This is a genomic window from Berryella intestinalis (genome assembly GCF_000814825.1).
GTDB lineage: Bacteria > Actinomycetota > Coriobacteriia > Coriobacteriales > Eggerthellaceae > Berryella > Berryella intestinalis.
Genome location: NZ_CP009302.1, coordinates 95511 through 115750 on the forward strand (window position 1 = coordinate 95511; position 20240 = coordinate 115750).

General features: G+C 63.3%; 11 protein-coding genes. 4 read left to right on the forward strand and 7 right to left on the reverse strand.

Annotated elements, in window-relative coordinates:
- Nucleotides 1–150 precede the first annotated feature (150 nt).
- Nucleotides 151–1959 (forward strand): flavocytochrome c, encoded by a 1809-nt coding sequence (locus JI75_RS00400; RefSeq protein ID WP_039687928.1) that lies wholly within the window; start codon nt 151–153, stop codon nt 1957–1959.
- Between the two features lie 160 nt (nt 1960–2119).
- Here the strand turns inward: JI75_RS00400 and JI75_RS00405 are convergent, their stop codons facing one another.
- Complete coding sequence (locus JI75_RS00405; RefSeq protein WP_039687930.1) at nt 2120–5830, reverse strand: phosphoribosylformylglycinamidine synthase; 3711 nt, start codon at nt 5828–5830, stop codon at nt 2120–2122.
- 188 nt (nt 5831–6018) lie between these two features.
- Between JI75_RS00405 and JI75_RS00410 the strand changes: the two genes are divergently transcribed.
- Entirely contained in the window at nt 6019–7053 is a 1035-nt protein-coding gene (locus JI75_RS00410; protein ID WP_039687932.1) for a threonine aldolase family protein, read from the forward strand.
- Between the two features lie 64 nt (nt 7054–7117).
- The gene (locus JI75_RS00415; protein ID WP_039687935.1) at nt 7118–8014 is read left to right on the forward strand and encodes an acetamidase/formamidase family protein; all 897 of its coding nucleotides are present in this window, start codon (nt 7118–7120) and stop codon (nt 8012–8014) included.
- Between the two features lie 165 nt (nt 8015–8179).
- Here the strand turns inward: JI75_RS00415 and JI75_RS00420 are convergent, their stop codons facing one another.
- The 6 genes from JI75_RS00420 to JI75_RS09040 all read right to left on the reverse strand — a co-directional run bounded on the left by JI75_RS00420 (nt 8180) and on the right by JI75_RS09040 (nt 17768).
- On the reverse strand, nt 8180–10333 hold the full coding sequence (locus JI75_RS00420; RefSeq protein WP_144299242.1) for a sulfatase-like hydrolase/transferase: 2154 nt from the start codon (nt 10331–10333) through the stop codon (nt 8180–8182).
- 10 nt (nt 10334–10343) lie between these two features.
- On the reverse strand, nt 10344–12467 hold the full coding sequence (locus tag JI75_RS00425) for a sulfatase-like hydrolase/transferase (protein WP_039687937.1): 2124 nt from the start codon (nt 12465–12467) through the stop codon (nt 10344–10346).
- Nucleotides 12468–12621: 154 nt separating this feature from the next.
- On the reverse strand, nt 12622–14727 hold the full coding sequence (locus JI75_RS00430) for an alkaline phosphatase family protein (RefSeq protein ID WP_052241463.1): 2106 nt from the start codon (nt 14725–14727) through the stop codon (nt 12622–12624).
- Entirely contained in the window at nt 14720–16660 is a 1941-nt protein-coding gene (gene yidC / locus JI75_RS00435) for a membrane protein insertase YidC (RefSeq protein WP_039687939.1), read from the reverse strand. Before yidC ends, JI75_RS00430 begins: the two co-directional genes overlap by 8 nt.
- A 163-nt stretch (nt 16661–16823) precedes the next feature.
- Nucleotides 16824–17258 carry a hypothetical protein gene (locus JI75_RS00440; RefSeq protein WP_039687941.1) on the reverse strand — a complete coding sequence of 145 codons (435 nt, stop codon included), beginning with the start codon at nt 17256–17258 and terminating at the stop codon, nt 16824–16826.
- A 54-nt stretch (nt 17259–17312) separates the two neighbouring features.
- The gene (locus JI75_RS09040) at nt 17313–17768 is read right to left on the reverse strand and encodes a NanQ anomerase/TabA/YiaL family protein (protein WP_039687943.1); all 456 of its coding nucleotides are present in this window, start codon (nt 17766–17768) and stop codon (nt 17313–17315) included.
- 246 nt (nt 17769–18014) lie between these two features.
- Between JI75_RS09040 and JI75_RS08630 the strand changes: the two genes are divergently transcribed.
- Nucleotides 18015–20087: a glutamate-cysteine ligase family protein gene (locus tag JI75_RS08630; RefSeq protein WP_052241464.1), complete on the forward strand. Its 2073-nt coding sequence runs from the start codon at nt 18015–18017 to the stop codon at nt 20085–20087.
- Nucleotides 20088–20240: the final 153 nt, after the last annotated feature.

The following is a 20240-nucleotide window of genomic DNA, read 5'->3' on the forward strand; positions in this document are numbered from 1 at the left end:
GAACCGTCACCTGAAAGTCGAGGTCGTCGCAGGGTTAATCCGGGGTTATCCCATTTAACCCGGGTGGACGATTGCGCGTGCGGGGCGGCTGCGGCATGGTTTTCAGCAGGTTGTAGGGGCCCGCTTGTGCGGGAAACCGAAGGAGGAAGCATGAGTCAGTTTTCACGGCGCCAGTTCCTTATGGGCGGCTCGATCGCCGCGATTGGCACGACCCTCGCATTGACGGGTTGCGCGCCCAGCGGGAAGAAAGACGCGAAGGGTTCGAGTGCCACCGGCATTGCGGTGGGCTCGGGCATGGGCAAGCACGGCAGCTTCACCATCGAAGTGTCGGCCAAGGAAGGGAAGATCGACCGCATATCGGTGCTCGATTCCCGCGAGACGCCGGGCATGGGCGATGTTGCCATGGAGAAGCTCACGAAGCAGATCATCGACGGGCAGACGCTGAACGTGGATGCCGTCTCGGGCGCGACGCTTACCAGCATGGCGTTCGTCGGCGCGGTTGCGAGCGCTCTGGACGAGATCGGCATGAAGTCCGACGAGTGGAAGAAGCGCGACAAGGCCGATTACGTTAGCGAGAGCTCCGTTCCCGCTCAGGCCGACGTGGTCGTCATCGGCGCGGGCGGCGCCGGTTTCGCGGCGGCCATCACGGCTGCCAACGAGGGCCGCACCGTGGTGCTGATGGAGAAGATGGGCGTGCTCGGGGGCGATACCGCCCTGTCCGGCGGGGAAATGGCCGTTCCCGGCAACTGGATCCAGGCGAAAGAGGGTATCTCCGATAGCCCCGATGCCCTTGCGGCCGACATGCTGAAGGGCGGCGACAACTTGGGAGATCCCGAGTTGGTCCAGATCGTGGCCGAAGGCGCCCTTGAAAGCTCGCAGTGGCTGACCTTCGAGGGCGGGGTGTCGTGGAAGCACGACCTGATGCAGTTCGGCGGGCACCACACCAAGCGTTCGCTCATCCCGCTTACCCATTCCGGTTCCGAAATGACCACGAAGCTGACGAGGCGCGCTCGGGAGATCGACGCGATCACGCTGGTGGACTGCATGCGCGCGACCGAGCTGGTGAAGAAGGACGGAGCTGTGGTGGGGGTCAAGGCGACCAACACCGTGACCGGCGAGCAGGTGAGCGTGTCGTGCAAGGCCGTGGTCATGACCACCGGCGGTTTCGGGTCGAACGTCGAGATGCGCACGAAGTACAACCCCGCCATGAACGAGAAGTTCCTGTCCACCGATTCGGTGGGCGTGACCGGCGACGGTATCGAGATGGGCGAGAAGGTGGGCGCGAATCTGCTGGATATGGAGCACATCCAGACGTATCCGGTGTGCGATCCGGGCACGGGCGCGCTCCTGTACGTGGGCGATGTGCGCCTCGAGTACCAGGCGATCATGGTCAACAAGGAAGGCGAGCGTTTCGTCGAGGAGCTCGAGCGCCGCGACGTTATTTCCAATGCGATCCTGAAGCAGACCGGAGAGCAGGGGTACCTCCTGTTCAACCAGAAGGGCGCCGATGCGACGGGGCTTCTCGAGACGCATGCCGACGAATACGAGAACATCCTGTCGCGCAAGGTGATCGTGAAGGCCGACACCTTGGAAGAGGTCTGCGACGGCATGGGCGTGGACGCCGAGGGCGCCAAAAAGACGCTGGAGAAGTGGAACGCGTACTGCAAAGACGGCAAGGACGCCGACTTCAACTACCGCGGGAAGATGAACCCCATCGAGGACGGTCCGTTCTATCTGATGGCCTGCAAGCCCGCGGTCCATTACACGATGGGCGGCCTGCAGATCGACACCGAGGCGCGCGTCATCGACACGGATGGTTCGGCCATTCCCGGGCTGTACGCTGCGGGCGAGGTGACGGGCCATATCATGGGAACGAACCGGCTGGGATCCTGCTCGATGACCGACATCTTCACGTTCGGGCGCATCGCGGGCAGAAACGCCGCCCAGCACTCCGCCTAGGCAGCTCGCTGCACCATCCTTTCGATCTGGTGGAGAGGCCGCGCACGGCTTCCGAGAGCTCCGCCATCGCAAGGGTTCGGGCCCGATACAGGTTGAAAGAAGGGGCCGCTCGTCGCACACCCCGCGACGAGCGGCCCCTGTATGTTTCGAGGCGCTGAAACTAGGCGAAGTAGTTCACGCCGCCTTCTATGAGCGGCTGGAAGGTATTGTCGGGTATGTTGAGGTACGTGCCGTTGCCGGTTCGCTCGGTGTGGCCCATCTTGCCCAGCACGCGCCCGTCGGGGCTGGTGATTCCCTCGACTGCCAAAACGGAGCCGTTCGGGTTCACCGACCAGTCCATAGACGGCCGTCCGTGCTCGTCGACGTATTGGGTGGCGATCTGCCCGGTGGCTTTCAGCTGCTCGATCAGCTGATCGCTCGCCACGAAACGTCCCTCTCCGTGGCTGATGGCCACGGTGTGGATATCTCCCGGCTCGCACAAGCTCAGCCACGGGCTGAGGTTCGACGAGACACGGGTGCGCGCGATGCGGCTTTGGTGGCGCCCGATGGTGTTGAAGGTGAGCGTGGGGCAGTCCTCGTCCATGGGACGGATGTCGCCGTACGGCACTAGTCCCAGCTTGATGAGCGCCTGGAATCCGTTGCAGATGCCCAGCATCAGGCCGTCGCGCTGCTGCAGCAGGTTGCGGACGGCTTCGGTCACCTCGGGGTTGCGGAAGAAAGCGGTGATGAACTTGGCCGATCCGTCGGGTTCGTCGCCGCCCGAGAAACCGCCCGGGATCATGACGATCTGGCTTGAGCGGATCTGCTCGGCCAGTTCGCGCGCGCTTTCGGCGATGTGTGCGGGCGTGAGGTTGTTCACCACCATGATGTGCGGTTCGGCTCCCGCGCGCTCGAATGCGCGAGCGACGTCGAACTCGCAGTTGTTGCCGGGAAACACCGGAATGATCACGCGGGGCTTGGCGATGGTTCCGCTGTAGACCAGCGGCGTTCCCTGCGCGTAAGTGACCGTCTCGACCTCGTCGCCGGCCTGGCGATAGGGAAACACCGGTTCCAGCTTGGCCTCCCAGGCCTCCTGCATCTGGGCAAGGGAGATGCTCTCTCCCGCCGCATCGAGGTGATAGGCGCCCTGCGTGCTTCCCAGGGAGATGGTGCGCACGCGGGGGAGCTGGGGGATATCGGCGCCGTCGGCTATTTCCACGATGAAGGACCCGTATGAGGGTTCGAACAGCTCATCGACGTCGAACGAGCTGCTCAACGCCAGTCCAACCTGGTTTCCCAGGCACATCTTGAACACGGATTCGGCCCAGCAGCCGTAACCCGGAGTGGATACGGACAAGGCTGCGCCGCTTTGAATAAGCGACTCCACTCCGTCGAGCGACGCGCGCAGCGAGGTTGCATCGGGGAGGAGTCCGTCGCGGTACACGGGGCAGATCGCGATGACGCGATGTCCGGCTTCCTTGAACTCGGGGGACACGATCGTATCGAGCTTGCCTACGGCTGCGGCGAAGCTGACGAGGGTGGGGGGAACGTCCAGATCCTCGAAGCTCCCGCTCATCGAGTCCTTTCCGCCGATCGCCCCGACTTCCAGATCGAGCTGGGCCGCGAGGGCGCCCAGGAGCGACCCGACGGGAAGCCCCCACCGAGCGGGATCGTTGCGCAGGCTGCCGAAGTATTCCTGGAACGTGAGATAGGCCGACTCGCGCTTGAAGCCGGTTGCCACCAGCTTGGACACGCTTTCCACAACGGCGAGGTAGGCGCCGGTGTACTGGTTTCTCTCGGACAGATGGGGGTTGAATCCCCAGGCCATGCCCGAAACCGTGGAGGTCTCGCCATCGACGGGGAACTTCGCGACCATCGAGAGCGAGGGCGTGAGCTGGTATTTCCCACCGAAGGGCATGAGCACGGTCCCTGCGCCGATGGTGGAGTCGAACCGTTCGGACAAGCCCTTGTTGGAGCAGACGTTGAGGTCGGTGACCACGTTGGTCAGGCGTTCCTCGAGGGTTGACCCCTCGAACCCGGGCGCGAACGAGCGGGCGGCCGCCACGTGGGCGGTTGCCTGCTTGGGGGCGCCGTTCGAGGCGAGGAAGTCGCGGCTGATGTCGACGATGGTATCCCCCTGCCAGGTCATGACCACGCGCGGTTCGGCGGTGACGGTGGCGATGGGGGTCGCTTCCAGGTTCTCCTCGTGGGCGTAGCGGATGAATTCGTCCACGTCGGCGGCGGCGACATCGACGGCCATGCGCTCCTGGCTCTCGGATAGGGCTATCTCGGTGCCGTCGAGGCCCTCGTATTTTTTGGGAACGCGGTCCAGATCGATGGACAGGCCGTCTGCCAGCTCGCCCACGGCGACCGACACGCCTCCCGCTCCGAAGTCGTTGCAGCGCTTGATGAGGCGCGTCGCCTCGCCGCGGCGGAACAGGCGCTGGATCTTGCGCTCGATGGGCGCATTGCCCTTCTGGACCTCGGCACCGCACGATTCGAGGCTTTCGACGTCGTGCGCTTTAGACGACCCGGTGGCGCCCCCGATGCCGTCGCGCCCGGTGCGGCCTCCCAGCAAGATGATGACGTCTCCGGGGGCGGGGGTTTCGCGGCGGACGTTGCGCGCCGGCGCGGCTCCCACCACAGCTCCGATCTCCATGCGCTTTGCGGCATAGCCCGGATGATAGAGCTCGTTTACCTGGCCGGTTGCAAGACCGATCTGGTTTCCGTAGGAAGCGTAGCCCGCAGCGGCGGTGGTGACCAGCTTGCGCTGGGGAAGCTTTCCCGGAATGGTGGCGCTTACCGGAACCAGCGGGTCGGCGGCGCCGGTGAGGCGCATGGCCTGGTACACGTAGCTGCGTCCCGACAAAGGATCGCGGATGCAGCCTCCCACGCAGGTGGCCGCGCCTCCGAACGGCTCGATCTCGGTGGGATGGTTGTGCGTTTCGTTTTTGAACAGGAACAGCCAGTCTTCGTCGACCCCGTCCACATCGACGGTGGCCTTCACGGTGCAGGCGTTGATCTCCTCGGATTCGTCGAGGCCCTTCAGGACGCCCTTGCTTTTCAGGTAGCGGGCTCCGATGGTGCCCAGGTCCATCAGACAGACGGGCTTTTCCTCGCGCCCCAGTTCGCGGCGTATTTCCAGGTAGCGTTCGAAGGTCTGCCGAGCCAGGTCGTCATCGATGGCGATATCGGTGAGCTCGGTGCCGAACGTGGTGTGGCGGCAGTGATCCGACCAGTAGGTGTCGATCATCTTCATCTCGGTGATCGTGGGGTTGCGGCCTTCGTCGGCGAAGTACTGCTGGCACAGTTTCGCGTCGGCGAGGTCCATGGCAAGCCCTCGATCGGACACGAACGCAGAGAGCTCGTCGTCGCCCAGATTAAGGAACCCGTCGATAACCTCGACTTTCTCGGGGTTGGGCTGCTCGGTGCGCACGGTGGTTTTGACGGCCAGCGAAGCCTCCCGCGCCTCGACCGGGTTGATGACGTAGTCTTTGATGCGCTCGATGTCGGCTGCGTCGAGGTCGCCTTCCAGGAAGTACAGCTTCGCGGTGGCGATTTCGGGACGCTCGCCCTGGCTGATCAGCTGGACGCACTCGGCGGCGCTGTCGGCGCGCTGGTCGAACTGGCCGGGGAGGAATTCCACGGCGAACACCGCCGCCCCGTTCGACTGGGGAAGCGCATACGTGGCGATGTCCGTTTGAGGCTCGCTGAACACGGTGGGGACGCATCGCTCGAACAGGTCGCCCGAGATCCCCTCCACGTCGTAGCGGTTGACGATGCGCAGGCCCGTGAGCGATTCGACCCCCAAGATGGTTCGGAGTTCATGGGCGAGCTGGTGCGATTCGACGTCGAATCCGGGCTTTTTCTCTACGTAAACGCGGGAGACCATGCAAGCGCCTTTCAGAAGGTGGGTTCCGGCGTCCGTGCGGACGCATTCTGACGTATGTCCAGTATAAAGGTCGCGGCAGCTGTTTTTTCCGTCCGCCTCGCCGCGTCGGTATTTTGCGTACGATCTGCATCATGGCGGGTGGAATACGGTAGGATTCTCGTCAGATGGAACGAGGTGGAGGAGAGCGTGTGATCAGGTTCAACAACGATTATAGCCAAACGGGCCATCCCCGTGTCATCGAGGCTGTCGCCCGCACGGCAGGCGAGTCGCACCCCGGTTACGGGTTGGACGAGCATTGCGATCGGGCGCGTCAGATTATCAGACGCGTCATCGGGAACCCGTCGGCTGATGTGCACTTCGTAGCGGGTGGAACTCAGGCGAATGCCCTGGTCATCCGTTCGCTTTTGGCACCGTACCAGGGGGTGCTCAGTGCGTCTGACGGGCATATCAACGTGCACGAGACCGGGGCTATCGAATTCGGCGGCACTAAGGTGATCGCCGTGCCCGCTGAAGATGGCAAGATCACGGCGACCGATATCGAGCGGCATGCGGTCGAGTTCGAAACCAGTCCGGTTCCCGAGCACGTGGTCGAGCCCAAGATGGCGTATCTGTCGTTCCCAAACGAGTTCGGAGCGCTGTTTTCGGCTGCCGAGCTGCGAGAAATCGCCGATGCCTGCCATCGTCACGGCTGGTATCTGTTCATCGACGGGGCGCGGCTGGGATACGGGCTGGGATCTCCGGCGTGCGATGCGACCATCCAGGACGTCGCCCGAGCGGCCGACGTGTTCACCATCGGGGGCACGAAGTGCGGCGCGCTGTTCGGGGAGGCCATCGTGTTTTCCCACGAGGGACTGGTGCCCCGGTTCCGCAGCTACATAAAGCAGCAAGGCGGCATGCTCGCGAAAGGTTGGCTGCTGGGGGCGCAGTTCGAAGAGCTGTTCTCGGACGGGCTGTACTTCGGCATAACCGCCCATGCAACCGAGCTGGGCCTGCGCATCCGCGACGCCTTCGCGGCGGCGGGCATCCCCTTCCAAGTTGCCAGTGAGACGAACCAGCAGTTCGTGGTGTTGTCCGACTGCCAGGCCGAGCGGTTGGCCGAGCGCTACGTCTTCGAGCCCGAGGGCGCTGCGGGCGAGGGCCGCGTGTGCGTGCGGTTCTGCACGTCGTGGGCTACTACCGACGAGGAGGTCGACCAGCTGGTGGAGGACATCGCAGTTCTGTAACGTGCGGCTCCGAGTGATACGATGACGTGATACGCGCGGGAGCGCTTCGATGAAGGAGGACGGCATGATCGAATTGGGCAACGAGCGGGTTATGTACGCGTTCGACAAGAGCCTTGAGGCGGCGCTGACGGTCGAATCGGGGGATACGGTGCGCATACGCACGTCCGACTGTTTCGGCGACCAGGTGAAAAGCCAGGCAGATGCGCTTGATGCCATCGATTGGGACCGCATCAACCCGGCCACCGGCCCAGTGTACGTGAACGGGGCCGTAGCGGGCGGTGCGCTGAAGGTGCGCATCGATGCGATCGAGTTCGACGGTTGCGCGGTTGCCGCTACGGGCAAGGACGAAGGCGTTCTGGGCGACCGTTTCGACGACTGGTCAACGATGTTCGGAACGATCGAGGGCGATCGCCTGGTGTTCTCCGACAAGCTCAGCCTCCCTTTGAACCCGATGATCGGCGTGATCGGGGTCGCTCCTGCAGGCGCGCCCGTGAACTGCGGAACTCCCGGGTCGCACGGCGGCAACATGGACAACAAGGCGGTCACCGTCGGGGCGACCCTGTACTTCCCGGTGGCGGTCGACGGCGCGCTGTTCGGATGCGGCGACATGCATGCGTGCATGGGCGACGGGGAAATCGGCGTATCGGGGGCCGAGGCGGCGGGCCATGCGACGGTGACGCTTACGGCGCTGCCCGACTTGTCCCTTGAAAACCCCCTGATCGAGAACGAGACGCATTTCGGAACCATCGCCTCGGCCGACACGTTGGACGAGGCGGCCGATAGGGCCGTTCACGATATGCTCGACCTGGTGTGCTCCCGTACGGAAGCCACCGAGGCCGAGGCGGCCATGCTGTTCTCGCTTCAGGGCGATGTGCAGGTGTGCCAGATGGTTGACCCGCAGAAAACCGTCCGCTTCATGATGCCCAAAGAAGTGCTGGACGTCCTGGGCTTCAAGCTGTAGGGTTTCCCGCCGCGGAAGAACCGACGGGCGACGCGCTTTCCAAGCTGCGTCGCCCGTTTTTTCATTCCCGATCTTCGGTGCTTGATCGGATGCGTTGCGTTCGCTTTCGCTCTCCCGCCGGTCGGGTGCTGTTTCCCGAAGTGCGGGCCGCTTGCCGGCCGTGCGCTAGTCGTGGTCTCCCTTGGCCTTCGATCCTTCGCCCACGTCCCATGAAACCCCGGTGAGCTTCCAGTTCGCGAAGTCCAGCGAGTCGCCGTTCACCTCGTACTGGATGATCTTGTAGTCCTTCGCGTCGCGGTCGAGCGTCATGTTGAAGAAACGCGGCCGCTGCAGGCCCTCGGGAATCTCGTCCATCGAGTAGCCGGGATAGGTCGAGTAGTCGCCGCCCATGTACTTGATGCAGGTGGGAAGCACGTCTTCGGCCGCAACCGGCGCCTGCGACACCTTGTAGGGCTGGGAATCCAGCTCGGCGGACTGCGCGGGCTTCACCAGCATGTAGGGCACCGTGACCTTTTCGAGGGGGTTCTCGGTGAGGTACCAGTCGCCGTGGTCGGCCGTGATGATGATGGTGGTATTGTCGTAGACCCCCATCTCCTTCAGCTGGTTTATGTAATGCTGGACGGGCTTCATGCAGCCGCGCGCCTGCTGGGTGAGGTTCGCGTTGTGCAGTCCGATGTCGTTGCCGTTTTCGTCCAGGTTGTAGGGCCAGTGGGTTCCCGTCATATGGATGAAGCGGAAAGCGCCGTCGTACTGGTCGTCGTTTTCCTGGAAGGTCAGCCCGCGCTGCTTCAGCGAGTTGTAGTACCCGGCGTCGTTCATGATGTAGGGCTTGTTCGCCGGGTCGATGTCGGGATTGTCCGCGTTGGTGGCCTGGTTGATCTCGTCGGTGTAGAACCAGAAGAAGGGCTTGAGCATCCAGGGCATATCGCGGTAGAGGGCGCACTTGGCAAGCGCTTTGAGGGTGCTGTTCCAGCTGGTGATGGTGTTCGAAGCGGGGTGGACGTTGATGGTCTTGCTGTTGACCAGGCTGTTCGCCTCTTCATCCGAGAGGAACTGCGTTCCGAGCGTATCGGTGTAGATGCCGGTCGAGAAGTTCAGGTTCTGAACATCTTGCAGGAAATGCGCGCGCTTGTAGCGCTGGTTCAGGTAGGTGCCGAAGTCTTCGTCGGGCTGGGGATACTGGCCGTGCAGGAGGAACGACAGGCCGTAGCGCGTGGGGATCATCGAGCCCAGCGAGTCCCGGTACCAGGTGAACCCCTTAAAATCGTCCAGCAGGTCGGGGGCGGCCTGAAGCGTGCTCTGGAGGAACTGGGTGTCGTAGGTGTCCAGAACGAACACCACCACGTTTTTCTTGGAAGACACGTCGTAGAGACCCTGCTCGGTGACGACGGCCTTGTCGCCCGACGTTCCCGCCGTGGCTGCGTTGGTAAACAGGCTTCCCACGCCAACACCCTGCACGATGACCAGCGCCAGGGAAAGCGCGGCAGCTCCCAGCTGCGTGCGCTGGCGGTTCACCTTGCTGAGCTGCAAAGGACCGATGATGAGGACCAGCCAGACGATGCCCGACACGACCATCGGCCTGCGGTAGTCGTTCCAGGTGATGCTGTGGCCGTCCGAAGGGGGAAGTCCCCCGTTGAGGAACAGGGCCTGCGCATAACATCCCAGGCCGATTCCGAACACCAGCAGAAGAGCCAGGTTGAACGCGCGTCCGCGCAGAAGGGAGAGCAAGCACGCGAGCGCGGCGATCATCGCCGCCGCAACCACCGCGATAGGTTGCCAGACATCGTTCAGCGAGAAGAAGACGCTGCCGGCGCTTGCCGCGACGATCTCGTACGGGGCGACGACGAACAGGGTGAACACGAAGAAGGTCGACGTGACCAGGGCGAGGGGGATGCGGGTTTTCCAGCCGGGAGCGTATCTGCGATCGCGGGCCTTTCCCGGGGCCTTGCAGGGTGCCTGTGCGGCCGCGCCGACCGTTTCGCTTTTGACGGGCTTTCCCGTCTCGGGATCGATGCGGCAGACGTCGGCCTCGACCTCTTTATTGCGGTTCACATCGATATTCAGGGCTTTGAGCAGGGCTTTGCGCGTGCGGCGCATCGCCACGCCCGCCACGGCCGACAGCGCCACGGCCACGCCCGCGAGCGCCTGGATGGTGTAGGTCATCACCGACGGGTCCACGTAGGCCCAGGCGGGCTGGGCGAAGGCGAACGACAGCGGGATCGCGGCGAGGGCGCAGGCTGCGAGGTCGAAGGCCGCGATGCACAGGTGCGCGCGAAGCCGGGAGGCCGGATGGTTCATCATATGCTGGTCATTCCTCATTTCAGATCCGTTAGCCGACATCCCACGAGACGCCGGTGAGCTTCCAGTTGGTGAAGTCGAGGGAGTCGCCCTTGACGGAGTATTCGATCACGCGGTAGTCGCGGCCCGATCGCACGAGGGTCATGTTGAAATGGCGCGTGCGGTCGAGCCCGGCCGGCACTTCGTCGACGGCGAAGCCGTCGTAGCCGGAATAGTCGCCTCCCATGTACTTGATGCAGGTGGGGAGCACGTCTTCGGCCGCGATGGGAGCGTGGGACACCTGATAGGGCCTCGCGTCCAGATCGGCGGACTGGGCGGGCTTCACCAGCATGTAGGGCGTGGTGGGCTTTTCCAAGGGGGTCTCGGTCATGTACCAGTCGCCGTGGTCGGCCGTGATGATGACCGTGGTTTTGTCGTATACGCCCAGCTCTTTGAGCTGGTTAAGGTATTCCTGCACGATTCTCATGCTTCCGCGCCCCTGCCTGACGAGGGTCGAGTTGCCCATGCCGACGTTGTTGCCGTTCTCGTCCAGGTTGTACGGGGGATGCGTGCCGGTCATGTGGATGAACCGGAATGCTCCGGCGCGCTGGTCGTCGTCTTCCTGGAAGCTGAGCCGCGTGTCTTTGAGCGCCGCGAAATAGCGGGCGTCGTCCATGATATAGGGCGTGTTTCCGGGGGCGAGCTCTTCCCCTTCGACATGGGTTGCCTGCGTGATTTCGTCGGAGTAGAACCAGAAGTAGGGTTTGGCGAGCCAGGGAAGGTCGCGGAACAGAGCACACTTGAACAGGGCCTTCAGCGTGCCGGGCCAGTTCGTGACGGTATGGTCGACGGGGTGCACGTTCACCGTCCGATCGTTCACGTATTCGTCGGCCTCTTCCCGGGTGAGGAACTGCGTGCTGATCGAATCGGTGTAGACGCCCGTCGAGTAGCCCAAGTTCTGGATATCGGCGAGGAAGGGGCTGCGTTTGTAGCGTTCCGCCAAGTACGTGCCCATGCTTTCCTCGGCTTTGGGGTACTGGCCGTGCAGGAGGAACGACAGGCCGTAGCGCGTGGGGATCATCGAGCCCAGCGAGTCTTGGTACCACGTGAAGCCGGTGAAGTCGTCCAACATGTCGGTCGATGTCTGGAAGGTGTCGAGCAGCATCTGGGTGTCGTAGGTGTCCAGCACGAACACGACCACGTTGCTTTTGCTGGAGACGGTGTGCAGGCCCTGCTCGGTGACGACGGCCTCCCCCTGGGGCGAGGCCGTTTCGTTGGCCTTGGAGGCGAGGCTGGCGATGCCGACTCCCTGCACGATGACCAGGGCGAGGGACAAGGCGCATGCTCCCATCTGGGTGGCCTTGCGGTTGCGTTTGCTCAGCTGCAGGGGGATGGCGACGAGTGCGGCCCATACCAGCGTTGACACGAGCATGGGCTTGCGCAGTTCGTTCCAAGAGACCGTGCCCCCGTCGGCGGTCGGCAGGCCTCCGTTGAGGAACAGGGCCTGCACGTAGCATCCCAGCCCGAAGGCGAACAGCACGAGCAGGGCGGCGTTGAACACCCGTCCGCGCAGCATCGTGAGCACCGCTGTCAGGGCGAATGCGATTCCGGCCGCCACCAGGGCGATGGGCGCCCAGACGTCGTTCAGGGTGAAGAAGATGCTGCCGGCGCTTCCCACGACCGTCTCGTACGGGGCGACCACCAGCAAGGTAAGCACCGCGAAGGTCGAAACGGCCAGCGAGAGCGCTGCGCGCTGAGCCCAGGTCGGGGTGAAGCCGCTTTCGCCGCGCCCGGCCTGGTTGCGAACCGCACTTCCCGAGCGTCGGTCCTCCCGTTTTTCTCCCTTGGCGGGCAGCCCGACCGCTTTGCGCGTCTCGGGATCGACGCGGTGCACGTCGGCCTCGACGTCTTTGCGGGCGTTCTCGTCGACGTTCAGGGCGCGCAGCAGCTTCTTGCGCGTGCGGCGCATCGCCACGCCCGCCACGGCCGACAGCGCCACGGCCACGCCCGCGATAGCCTGGATGGTGTAGGTCATCACCGACGGATCCACGTAGGCCCAGGCGGGCTGGGTGAGGGAAAACGACAGGAGGCAGGCGAGCAGCGTGCAGCAGGCGATGTCGAACGTCGCGAGCAGCAGCGCTCGGCGTCGTTTCCTCGGGGCGCCGGTGTCGCCCATAGACGGTTCGCCTCCTTACATCGGTTGCTTCGGTTCCCGCGGTCGATCGCTCGATCCAGTTTGGGCCTTCCCTCCGATCGCTCGGCCGACCGCTTGCAACCGAGCGCCCGGAGGGAAGGCCGCCCGCACAGGCGGGCGGCTGGGGTGATGGGGTTTACTCCCAGATCCTCCACTCTTTTCCGGTGAGCTGCCAGCTGTTCATATCCAGGGCGTCTCCGTTGACGGCGTACTGAAGGGCCGCCACATCGCCGGTATCGTTGTTGATGGTCTCCAGGTAGAAGCGCTCGCGCGGCTGGTCTTCCGGGATGTCGAACAGGGTGGGGCCGTACTTGGTCGCGTCGCCCCCCATGGACTTGATGACCGTGGGGAGGATGTCGCCGGCCCAGATGGGCGCATGGTTCACCTTCATGGGCTGGGAATCCAGCTCGGCGGACTGCGCGGGCTTCACCATGACGATGGGGCTTGTCGGCTTGTCCAACGGGCCGGTGATGGGGTAGTAGTCCCCGTGGTCGGCCGTGATGACGATGGTGGTGTTGTCGTAGGTGCCGTTTTCCTTCAGCTTGCGGATGTAGTCGCTGACGATCTTGGTGATGCCGCGGGTCTGCTGGTCGAGCGTGGCGTTGTACAGCCCGATATCCTCGCCCTTCTCGTTGACGTTGTAGGGCCAGTGGGTTCCCGTCATATGGATGTAACGGAACGACCCGGCCTCGCCGGAGTTCGCATCGTTCACCTTGACGCCCAGGCGGTTCACATCGTTGCCCCATTTTGCGTCGTTCATGACGTAGGGGATGGACGCGAGGCCCTTCGCTTCGGACACGTCGCTCATGCGCTGGTTGATCTCGTCGGTGTAGAACCAGAAGAAGGGCTTGCCGAACCAGGGCATGTCGCGGTAAAGCGCGCATTGGGCCAGCGCGATGAGCGAGCCCTTGACGTCCATCGTCGATTCGGTGGTGGGGCGGATGTTGATGGTGCGGTCGTAGATGAGGCGCTTGGTGTCCTCTGCGCTGAGGTGCTGTTGGCCCAGCGTGTCGGAGTAGATGCCGATGGAGTATCCGAGGTTTTGGATATCGCTCAGATAGCTGCTGTTCTGGTAGCGCGTGGCCAGGAAGTCTCCCCAGCGCTGGCCTTCCTGCGGCATAGTGCCCGTAAGTAGGAACACGTTGCCGTAGCGCGTGGGGATCATCGAGCCGACCGAGTTGTCGAACCAGGTGAATCCGGACAGCTCGTCGAACATAGCGGGGTCTTTCGCCAGCGAGTCCTTGGCGAACTGGGTGTCGTAGGTGTCCAGGACGAAGAAGACCACGTTGTGCTTCGACGAGACGTCGAAGAGCCCCTCTTCGCTCATCAGGTACTCGGATAGATCGGAGCTGTCGCCGTCGCCGGTGGTCGACCCCTTCTGGATGGCCTCGGGCGCGAACAGGCTTGCCACCGCCACGGTTTGGACGATGATCAGCGCTGCGCATAGGGCCCCGCAGACGAATTGGGTGGCCTGGCGCTTGAGGGAGCTCAGCATGAACGGAACGGCCACGATGAGCGCCCACACGATTGCGGAGATGGAGCCGATGGTTTTGTAGTCGGTCCACTTCACGGTGCCGCCGTTTGCGGCGGGGAGGCCGTGGTTGAGGAACATCGCCTGCACCCAGCAGCCCAGCCCCAGAGAGAAGACCAGCATCAGGAGCAGGTTGAACGCCCGCCCGCGCAGCACGGTGAGGAAGGCGGTGAGCGCGGCCGTCAGCGCCAGCGCGCTGAGGACGACCGGCTGCCAGACATCGGTCAGCCCGTAGGTGAGGCTTCCCTTGGATGCGGCCACGATCTCGAGGGGCGCGACGATGAGCAGCGTTCCCACCGAGAACAGCGACACGAGAAGCGACAGCACCAGGCGCGTGGTCCAGGCGGGGGCGTATCCCTTGGCCGGGGCGCCCGAGCGTTTGGGGGTTCGGCGCGGCTTGGGAGCCGCAGCGCTCGAGGCGACCGGCTTCCCGGTGTTCGGGTCGATGCGGCTGACGTTCGCTTCGACTTCCTTGTTCCGGTTCTCGTCGACGTTCAGGGCGCGCAGCAGCTTCTTGCGGGTGCGCCTCATGAGCACGCCCATGACGGTCGAGAGCGCCACGGCCACGCCCGCGAGCGCCTGGATGGTGTAGGTCATCACCGACGGGTCCACGTAGGCCCAGGCGGGCTGGGTGAAGGCGAACGTCAGGACGAAAGCGGTGAGCGCGAAGCCGGCGGCGTCGAACGCGATCAGTGCAAAGCGCCTATTCATCGTCGCCATCCTCCTTGGCGGCGCGCTCCTGCTGATGCGCGAGGATGGCTTCCAGCAGGTACTCGCCCGCAGCTTCGCGTCCGCGGCCGATGTTGTAGATGGTCTTGTCGCGCACGGCGCGGATGGCGTCGCTCCAGCGCTCGGCATTGTCGATCATGTCGGCCACGGCGTCGCCCAAGCCCTCGAGCTTCTCGGGATCGAACGATACGCCCACCTCGTTTCTCAGCGTGATGTCGGTGGGTTCGATGCCGAGGTCTTTGTAGCTTTTGTTCCCCACCTTCATGGGCGTGTCGATGAACACGGTGGGTTTGAGGGTGGAGAAGGAGAACTCGCAGAACACCGACGACCAGTCCGTGATGATGAGATCGGAGGTGAAGATGGTGTTGTTGGACGAGAAGTCGCGCTCGAAGTAGAGGTCGGCCTCGTCAACGTGGGCGTAGCGCTTCTGCAGGGCCTCCCAGCGGGCGTGGTAGCGCTTGGTGTATTCGGGATGGGGGCGCACGATGATGCGCCAACCGCGGTTCAGCAGGGACTTCATCATGTCGTCGAAGCACAGGTCCAGCAGGTTGCTTTCCTGCCACGACGGGGCGATCAGCACCACCGGGCGCTCGTTTTTCGCGCGCTTGCCCGATTTCTGGTCCTCGACCAGCTGCGCATACGAGGCGATGTTCTCATCGAGTAGGTCGTAGCCGCATTCCACCAGGTTCTTCGCAGGCAGCCCGTACAGCTCTTCGGCGCGGCGGATCTCCTGCTTTTGGTGCGGTCCGACGCACAGCAGCGTGTCGTAGTGGTCGTAGGCCTCCTTGGTGGGGGTGAGGTGCGTAGACGTCATGTGATGGAACATGAACACGTACTCGGTGTCGTGGCGCACGTAGGAGCGCTTGATGTAGTAGTTGTCCAGATCCTCCAGGGTGGACACCACCACGTCGGCGTCCATCTTCATCATGAGGGTGATGGCGCGCTGCTGGGCGATGTAGTAGGGGCGGATGCGGGGCTGCTCTTTCGCGATCTCGAAGATCTGGTCGTTCGGATCGTTCGTCACGTAGTGGATGACGCAGTCGGAATGGACCAGCAGGTGCTCGATGGCCCCCTTGAAGTACTTGTAGAAGCCGCTGCCCTCGGAGTAGAACACGATGTGCTTGTTCACCACGTTGAAGAAGCGCTTGTAGTCGGCCTTCTCGCGCTTGGCGAGGGGGTTGCGCTGGTACCACTTCGACTTGTTGCTGTCGAGCTTGTTCAGCTCGTCGAGCTCGACGCGGCTTGCCGCCAAGTCGTCGTAGTCGATGTACTTCTCGGGCTTGATCATGATGTTCATGAGCGCCTGGATGGCGATGGAGGTGAGGTTCGAGCAGATCCAGTAGAAGCACATGCCGGCGGCGACGAACACGCCCAGCACGAGCGACAATCCGATGGACAGGCCGTTGGTCATGTTCTTCTCGGCCCGGGACTGCTCTTTCTGAAGAGGGTTGATGTGGTTTTGCGCGTAGCCCATGATCACGGCGGACAAGCCGGCCAAAACGGGCATGATCCACGACAGGCCCCCGTCGGTTATGGGCACCATCCCCAAGAACTCGGTTCCGGGGGCGCCGTGGTCGGTGATGGAGTGGATGACGTCGACGAGACCGAACAGGATGATGATCTGGACGGCCAGGGGCACGAGGCTGAGCAGCGGGTGGTAGTGCTTCTGCTTGAACAGCTCGCTTTGCTTCTCGCCGATGGTCTCGCTGTCGCCGAAGTAGCGGACTTTGATGCGGTTGATCTCCGGCATGACGTCGACCATGACGATGCTGTTCTTCTGGCACCACAGCGACATCGGGATGAGGATGATCTTGATGATGACGGTGAACAGCAGGATGGCGATCCACCAGTTCCCGGTGAGGTCGTAGCACGGTTGGACGATCAATGCCAAAAGATCGGCAATGGGTGCGAACATGATTCCCCTTCGTGGTTCGAGGGCGCAAAAGGCCCGTGCGTATGCAGCGACCGAACATTATAGCAATTCGTTGGGGAATGGGGAGAGTTTGCCCAGATTGCAGGCGTGAATTAACAGGAATTGGAGTTCATTTAGGAAGAAAAGTTATAGAAATTGAACATCTCTAGAAAGTCGCGCGGGTGTCCGCTTCGGCATAACGCTGGAAGCGGACGAGATACAGCACGTAGCTGACGCCTGCGAGGAACAGGGCGGATCCCAGCCCCACGTAAAAGAACGCGATGAAGAACCGAGGGACGGCGGGGATGCTGCGCAGCACGATGCCCAGCGTCATCATGAACGCGATGATGACGTACGACCGGACGGTGAAGAACGTGAGGGGGTTGTTCCTCTCCGTCGGCATGTTCGAGATGCGCACGCGGTTTTTCCGTGCGAGTTTTTGGAACATGACGAAGAAGGGCGCGAACACCAGGGCGGTGAGGGCGAAGGCGACGGGTCCGACGAAGGGGCTGTATTCGGCGACTCCGATGCGCAGGACGGAGTACCCGGCCCACAGCCATACCAGGGCGGATATTCCGATGAGGGCTCGGCGGGAAACCACGGCGGTCTTCTTTCGTTCGAGGGGGATTGGGCTTGGGCGCGGCGGGGCTCGACCCTACACGCGCACCTTAACGACGACCTTCTTCACGGTTCCGCGGAACAGGCCGTCGGAAAGCCCGGGCTTATGCGCCTCTCCGGGCCAGACGATGGCGAACGTTCCCGCTTGAAGATGGACGATGCTGGGGACCGACCCCGGGTCGTCGCACAGGGCGCAGTCGCCTTCGAGGGCCTGGTCGCGATAGTCGTCGGGATCGCAGGGGGCTTCGATGAGGAATTCGGACCCCTCCACCACGAACTGAACGTCGGCGTACTCGAAATGCTGCTCGTACTGCTTTCGATCCTGGGGGACCGGCTCGTACGAGGCGATGTTGGCGAACACCCCTTCGGCGATGTCGACGCGGCCGCATTCGAGGCTGCCCAGGTCGTCGCGCTGAAGGAAGGCGAGGGCCTGCTGGAATCCCTCCGGGAGGCCGGCATAGCGCGCTGCATTCGAGATGTGGTCTTTGATCATGGGGGTTCCTTGCTCCGCCGATATCGAACTGAGGCGAGTATAGGCGCTAACCCGAAGCGGCGTAAATCGGCGTCGTGGTTTCTCCAAAGTTGTCGTTTGCCTTACACCTTGCGTGTGATCGGGGGAGATGTCGTGCAGGTCCCGATCGGGCCGGATAAGATTGTGTACAATGCGTCGAAACGGTTGGCAGACCGTCACGCTGAATCGGACGAAAGCGGGGCTTTCGTCAACGGATCGAGGTTGAAGATGGAATTCGGGGCAGAGCCAGGCGATCAGGCGTCCGACGCGAACTATCGCGAGGCGAACCGGCGCAAGCTGGTCGATTTCTTCCAGGCGGGAGCCAAGCAGAGCCGCATGTTCGGCTACGAGCTCGAGCATATCGTCTTGCATAAGAACACCGAAGGACCGGTGTCGTACGCGGAGGAAAACGGCGTGCGCGAGGTGCTGCGCCGCATGAGCCCCCTGTACGAGCGTGAGGTGTACGACGGCGACGACCTGGTTGGCCTGGCGCGCGGCAACGAATACGTCTCGCTCGAACCGGCCGCTCAGATCGAGGTATCGGCGGGCCCCTTCGAGAAGGTGGGCGAGGCCGAGGCTTCCTACCTGGCCTTTCGCGAGGCACTCGATCCGGTCCTCGAAGAGCTGGGCCTGTTCACGCCCATGGTGGGCTACAACCCCAGCGCAAAAGCATCCGATCTCGAGCTGATCCCCAAGTTCCGCTACGACAGCATGAACCGCTTTCTGGGAAACGAGGCGTACGCCGGGGTCACCATGATGCGCGGATCGGCGTCCCTGCAGGTTTCCATCGACTTCGTGGACGAAGCCGACGCCATGCTGAAGTTCAGGGTGGCCCAGCTGATCTCCCCCGTTCTGGCCTTCATGTGCGACAACTCCCCGTTCTACGAGGCCGAGCCGCGCACCGAGCAGATGGTGCGCACGGGCATCTGGAACGGCATGCGCCAAGACCGCGTGGGAACGGTGCCGGGGTCTTTGGCGCCCGGCTTCTCGTTCGAGCGGTATGCGGACTACATCCTCAGCCGGGGCGCCATCTTGGTGCCGGACGGCGCGGGTTCGTGGGAATACGTGGGGGACAAGACGTTTTACGAGGTGTACGCCGACCGCGTGATGACCGACGCGGAGGTCGAGCACGCGCTTTCCATGGTTTGGCCCGATGCGCGGCTGAAGAACTTCGTCGAGATCCGCCCCGCAGACGCGATGCCGTTCGATTTCAGCCTCGCTTACGTCACACTGATCAAGAACCTGTTCTACGGCGAGCGCAACCTCGCCGTTCTCGACGCGCTGCTGGTTGGTCTTGACGAGCAGGACGTGCGCGACGCCAAGCGCTCGCTCATCGAGCGAGGGCACGCGGGGCGCGTGTACGGGCGCTCGGCCGAGTTCTGGGTCGATCTGCTGGTGAACCTCGCGGCGGGGACGGCCGGCGTCGACGAGGCGTTCTACCTCGAGCCGCTGCAGACGATGACGAAGAACCGCTTCACGCTGGCCGATGCCTACCAGGATCCTAAAAAGCGAGAACCCGCTTACGACCAGGCGATTCAGGCGATCACAGGCCAGGGAGGCGCTCCGCGCATTGGCATCTTCCCGCGCTACGACTTCGAGCTGACGGGGCTTTCCCTGTCCGAGGGCTACACGACGGGCGTGCTTGCGGCGGGCGGGTTGCCGGTCGTGCTCCCGCTGACCGACAACCCCCATATGCTCGACAAGATCGTCGAGGTGTGCGATGCCTTCATCATCCCAGGTGGTCAGGATATCGATCCGAACCACTACGGACAGAAGCGTAACCTGCGGCTGCATCGCGTGACCCGCCAGCGCGACGAGATGGAGCTCGCCCTGATCCCCCGCGTGCTGCGCGCGGGCAAGCCTATCCTGGGCATCTGCCGCGGCATGCAGGCGCTCGCGGTGGCCCACGGGGGGTCGCTCTACCAAGATATCCACCTCACCCATCCCGAGTCGAAGATCCATCATGTGCAGGCCCGACCGTTCTCCGATCCGGTCCACGAGGTGGAGGTGGTCGCCGGAACCCGTCTGGCCCAGATCACGGGCTGCGAGCGGTTCGGGGTGAACACCATCCACCACCAAAGCGTCCAAGATCCCGGGAAGAACATGATCGTGTCCGCCTACGCTCCCGACGGGGTGGTCGAAGCCATCGAGCTTCGGGGCGAGTGCTTCGTCATGGGAGTGCAATGGCATCCCGAGCTGATGTGGCGAACCAGTGAACAGGCCCAGAAGCTGTTCGGCGCGCTGGTCGAAGAGGCGTCGTCCAAGCGCAGGCTGGAGTCCTACGCGTCCTCCGAGCTGTAGGGTTTGTTTCATTCGGGTGAACCTTTGCCCCGAAACCCCCGTTCGCGGCGGCTTCGGGGCAACGGATGCGCGGGCGGGTGCGCCCGTGTGCTAAAGTTCTCCTACTTCGATATAAGAATCGCGAGGGCCGTCCGTCGAGGCGCCCCGCGTGCG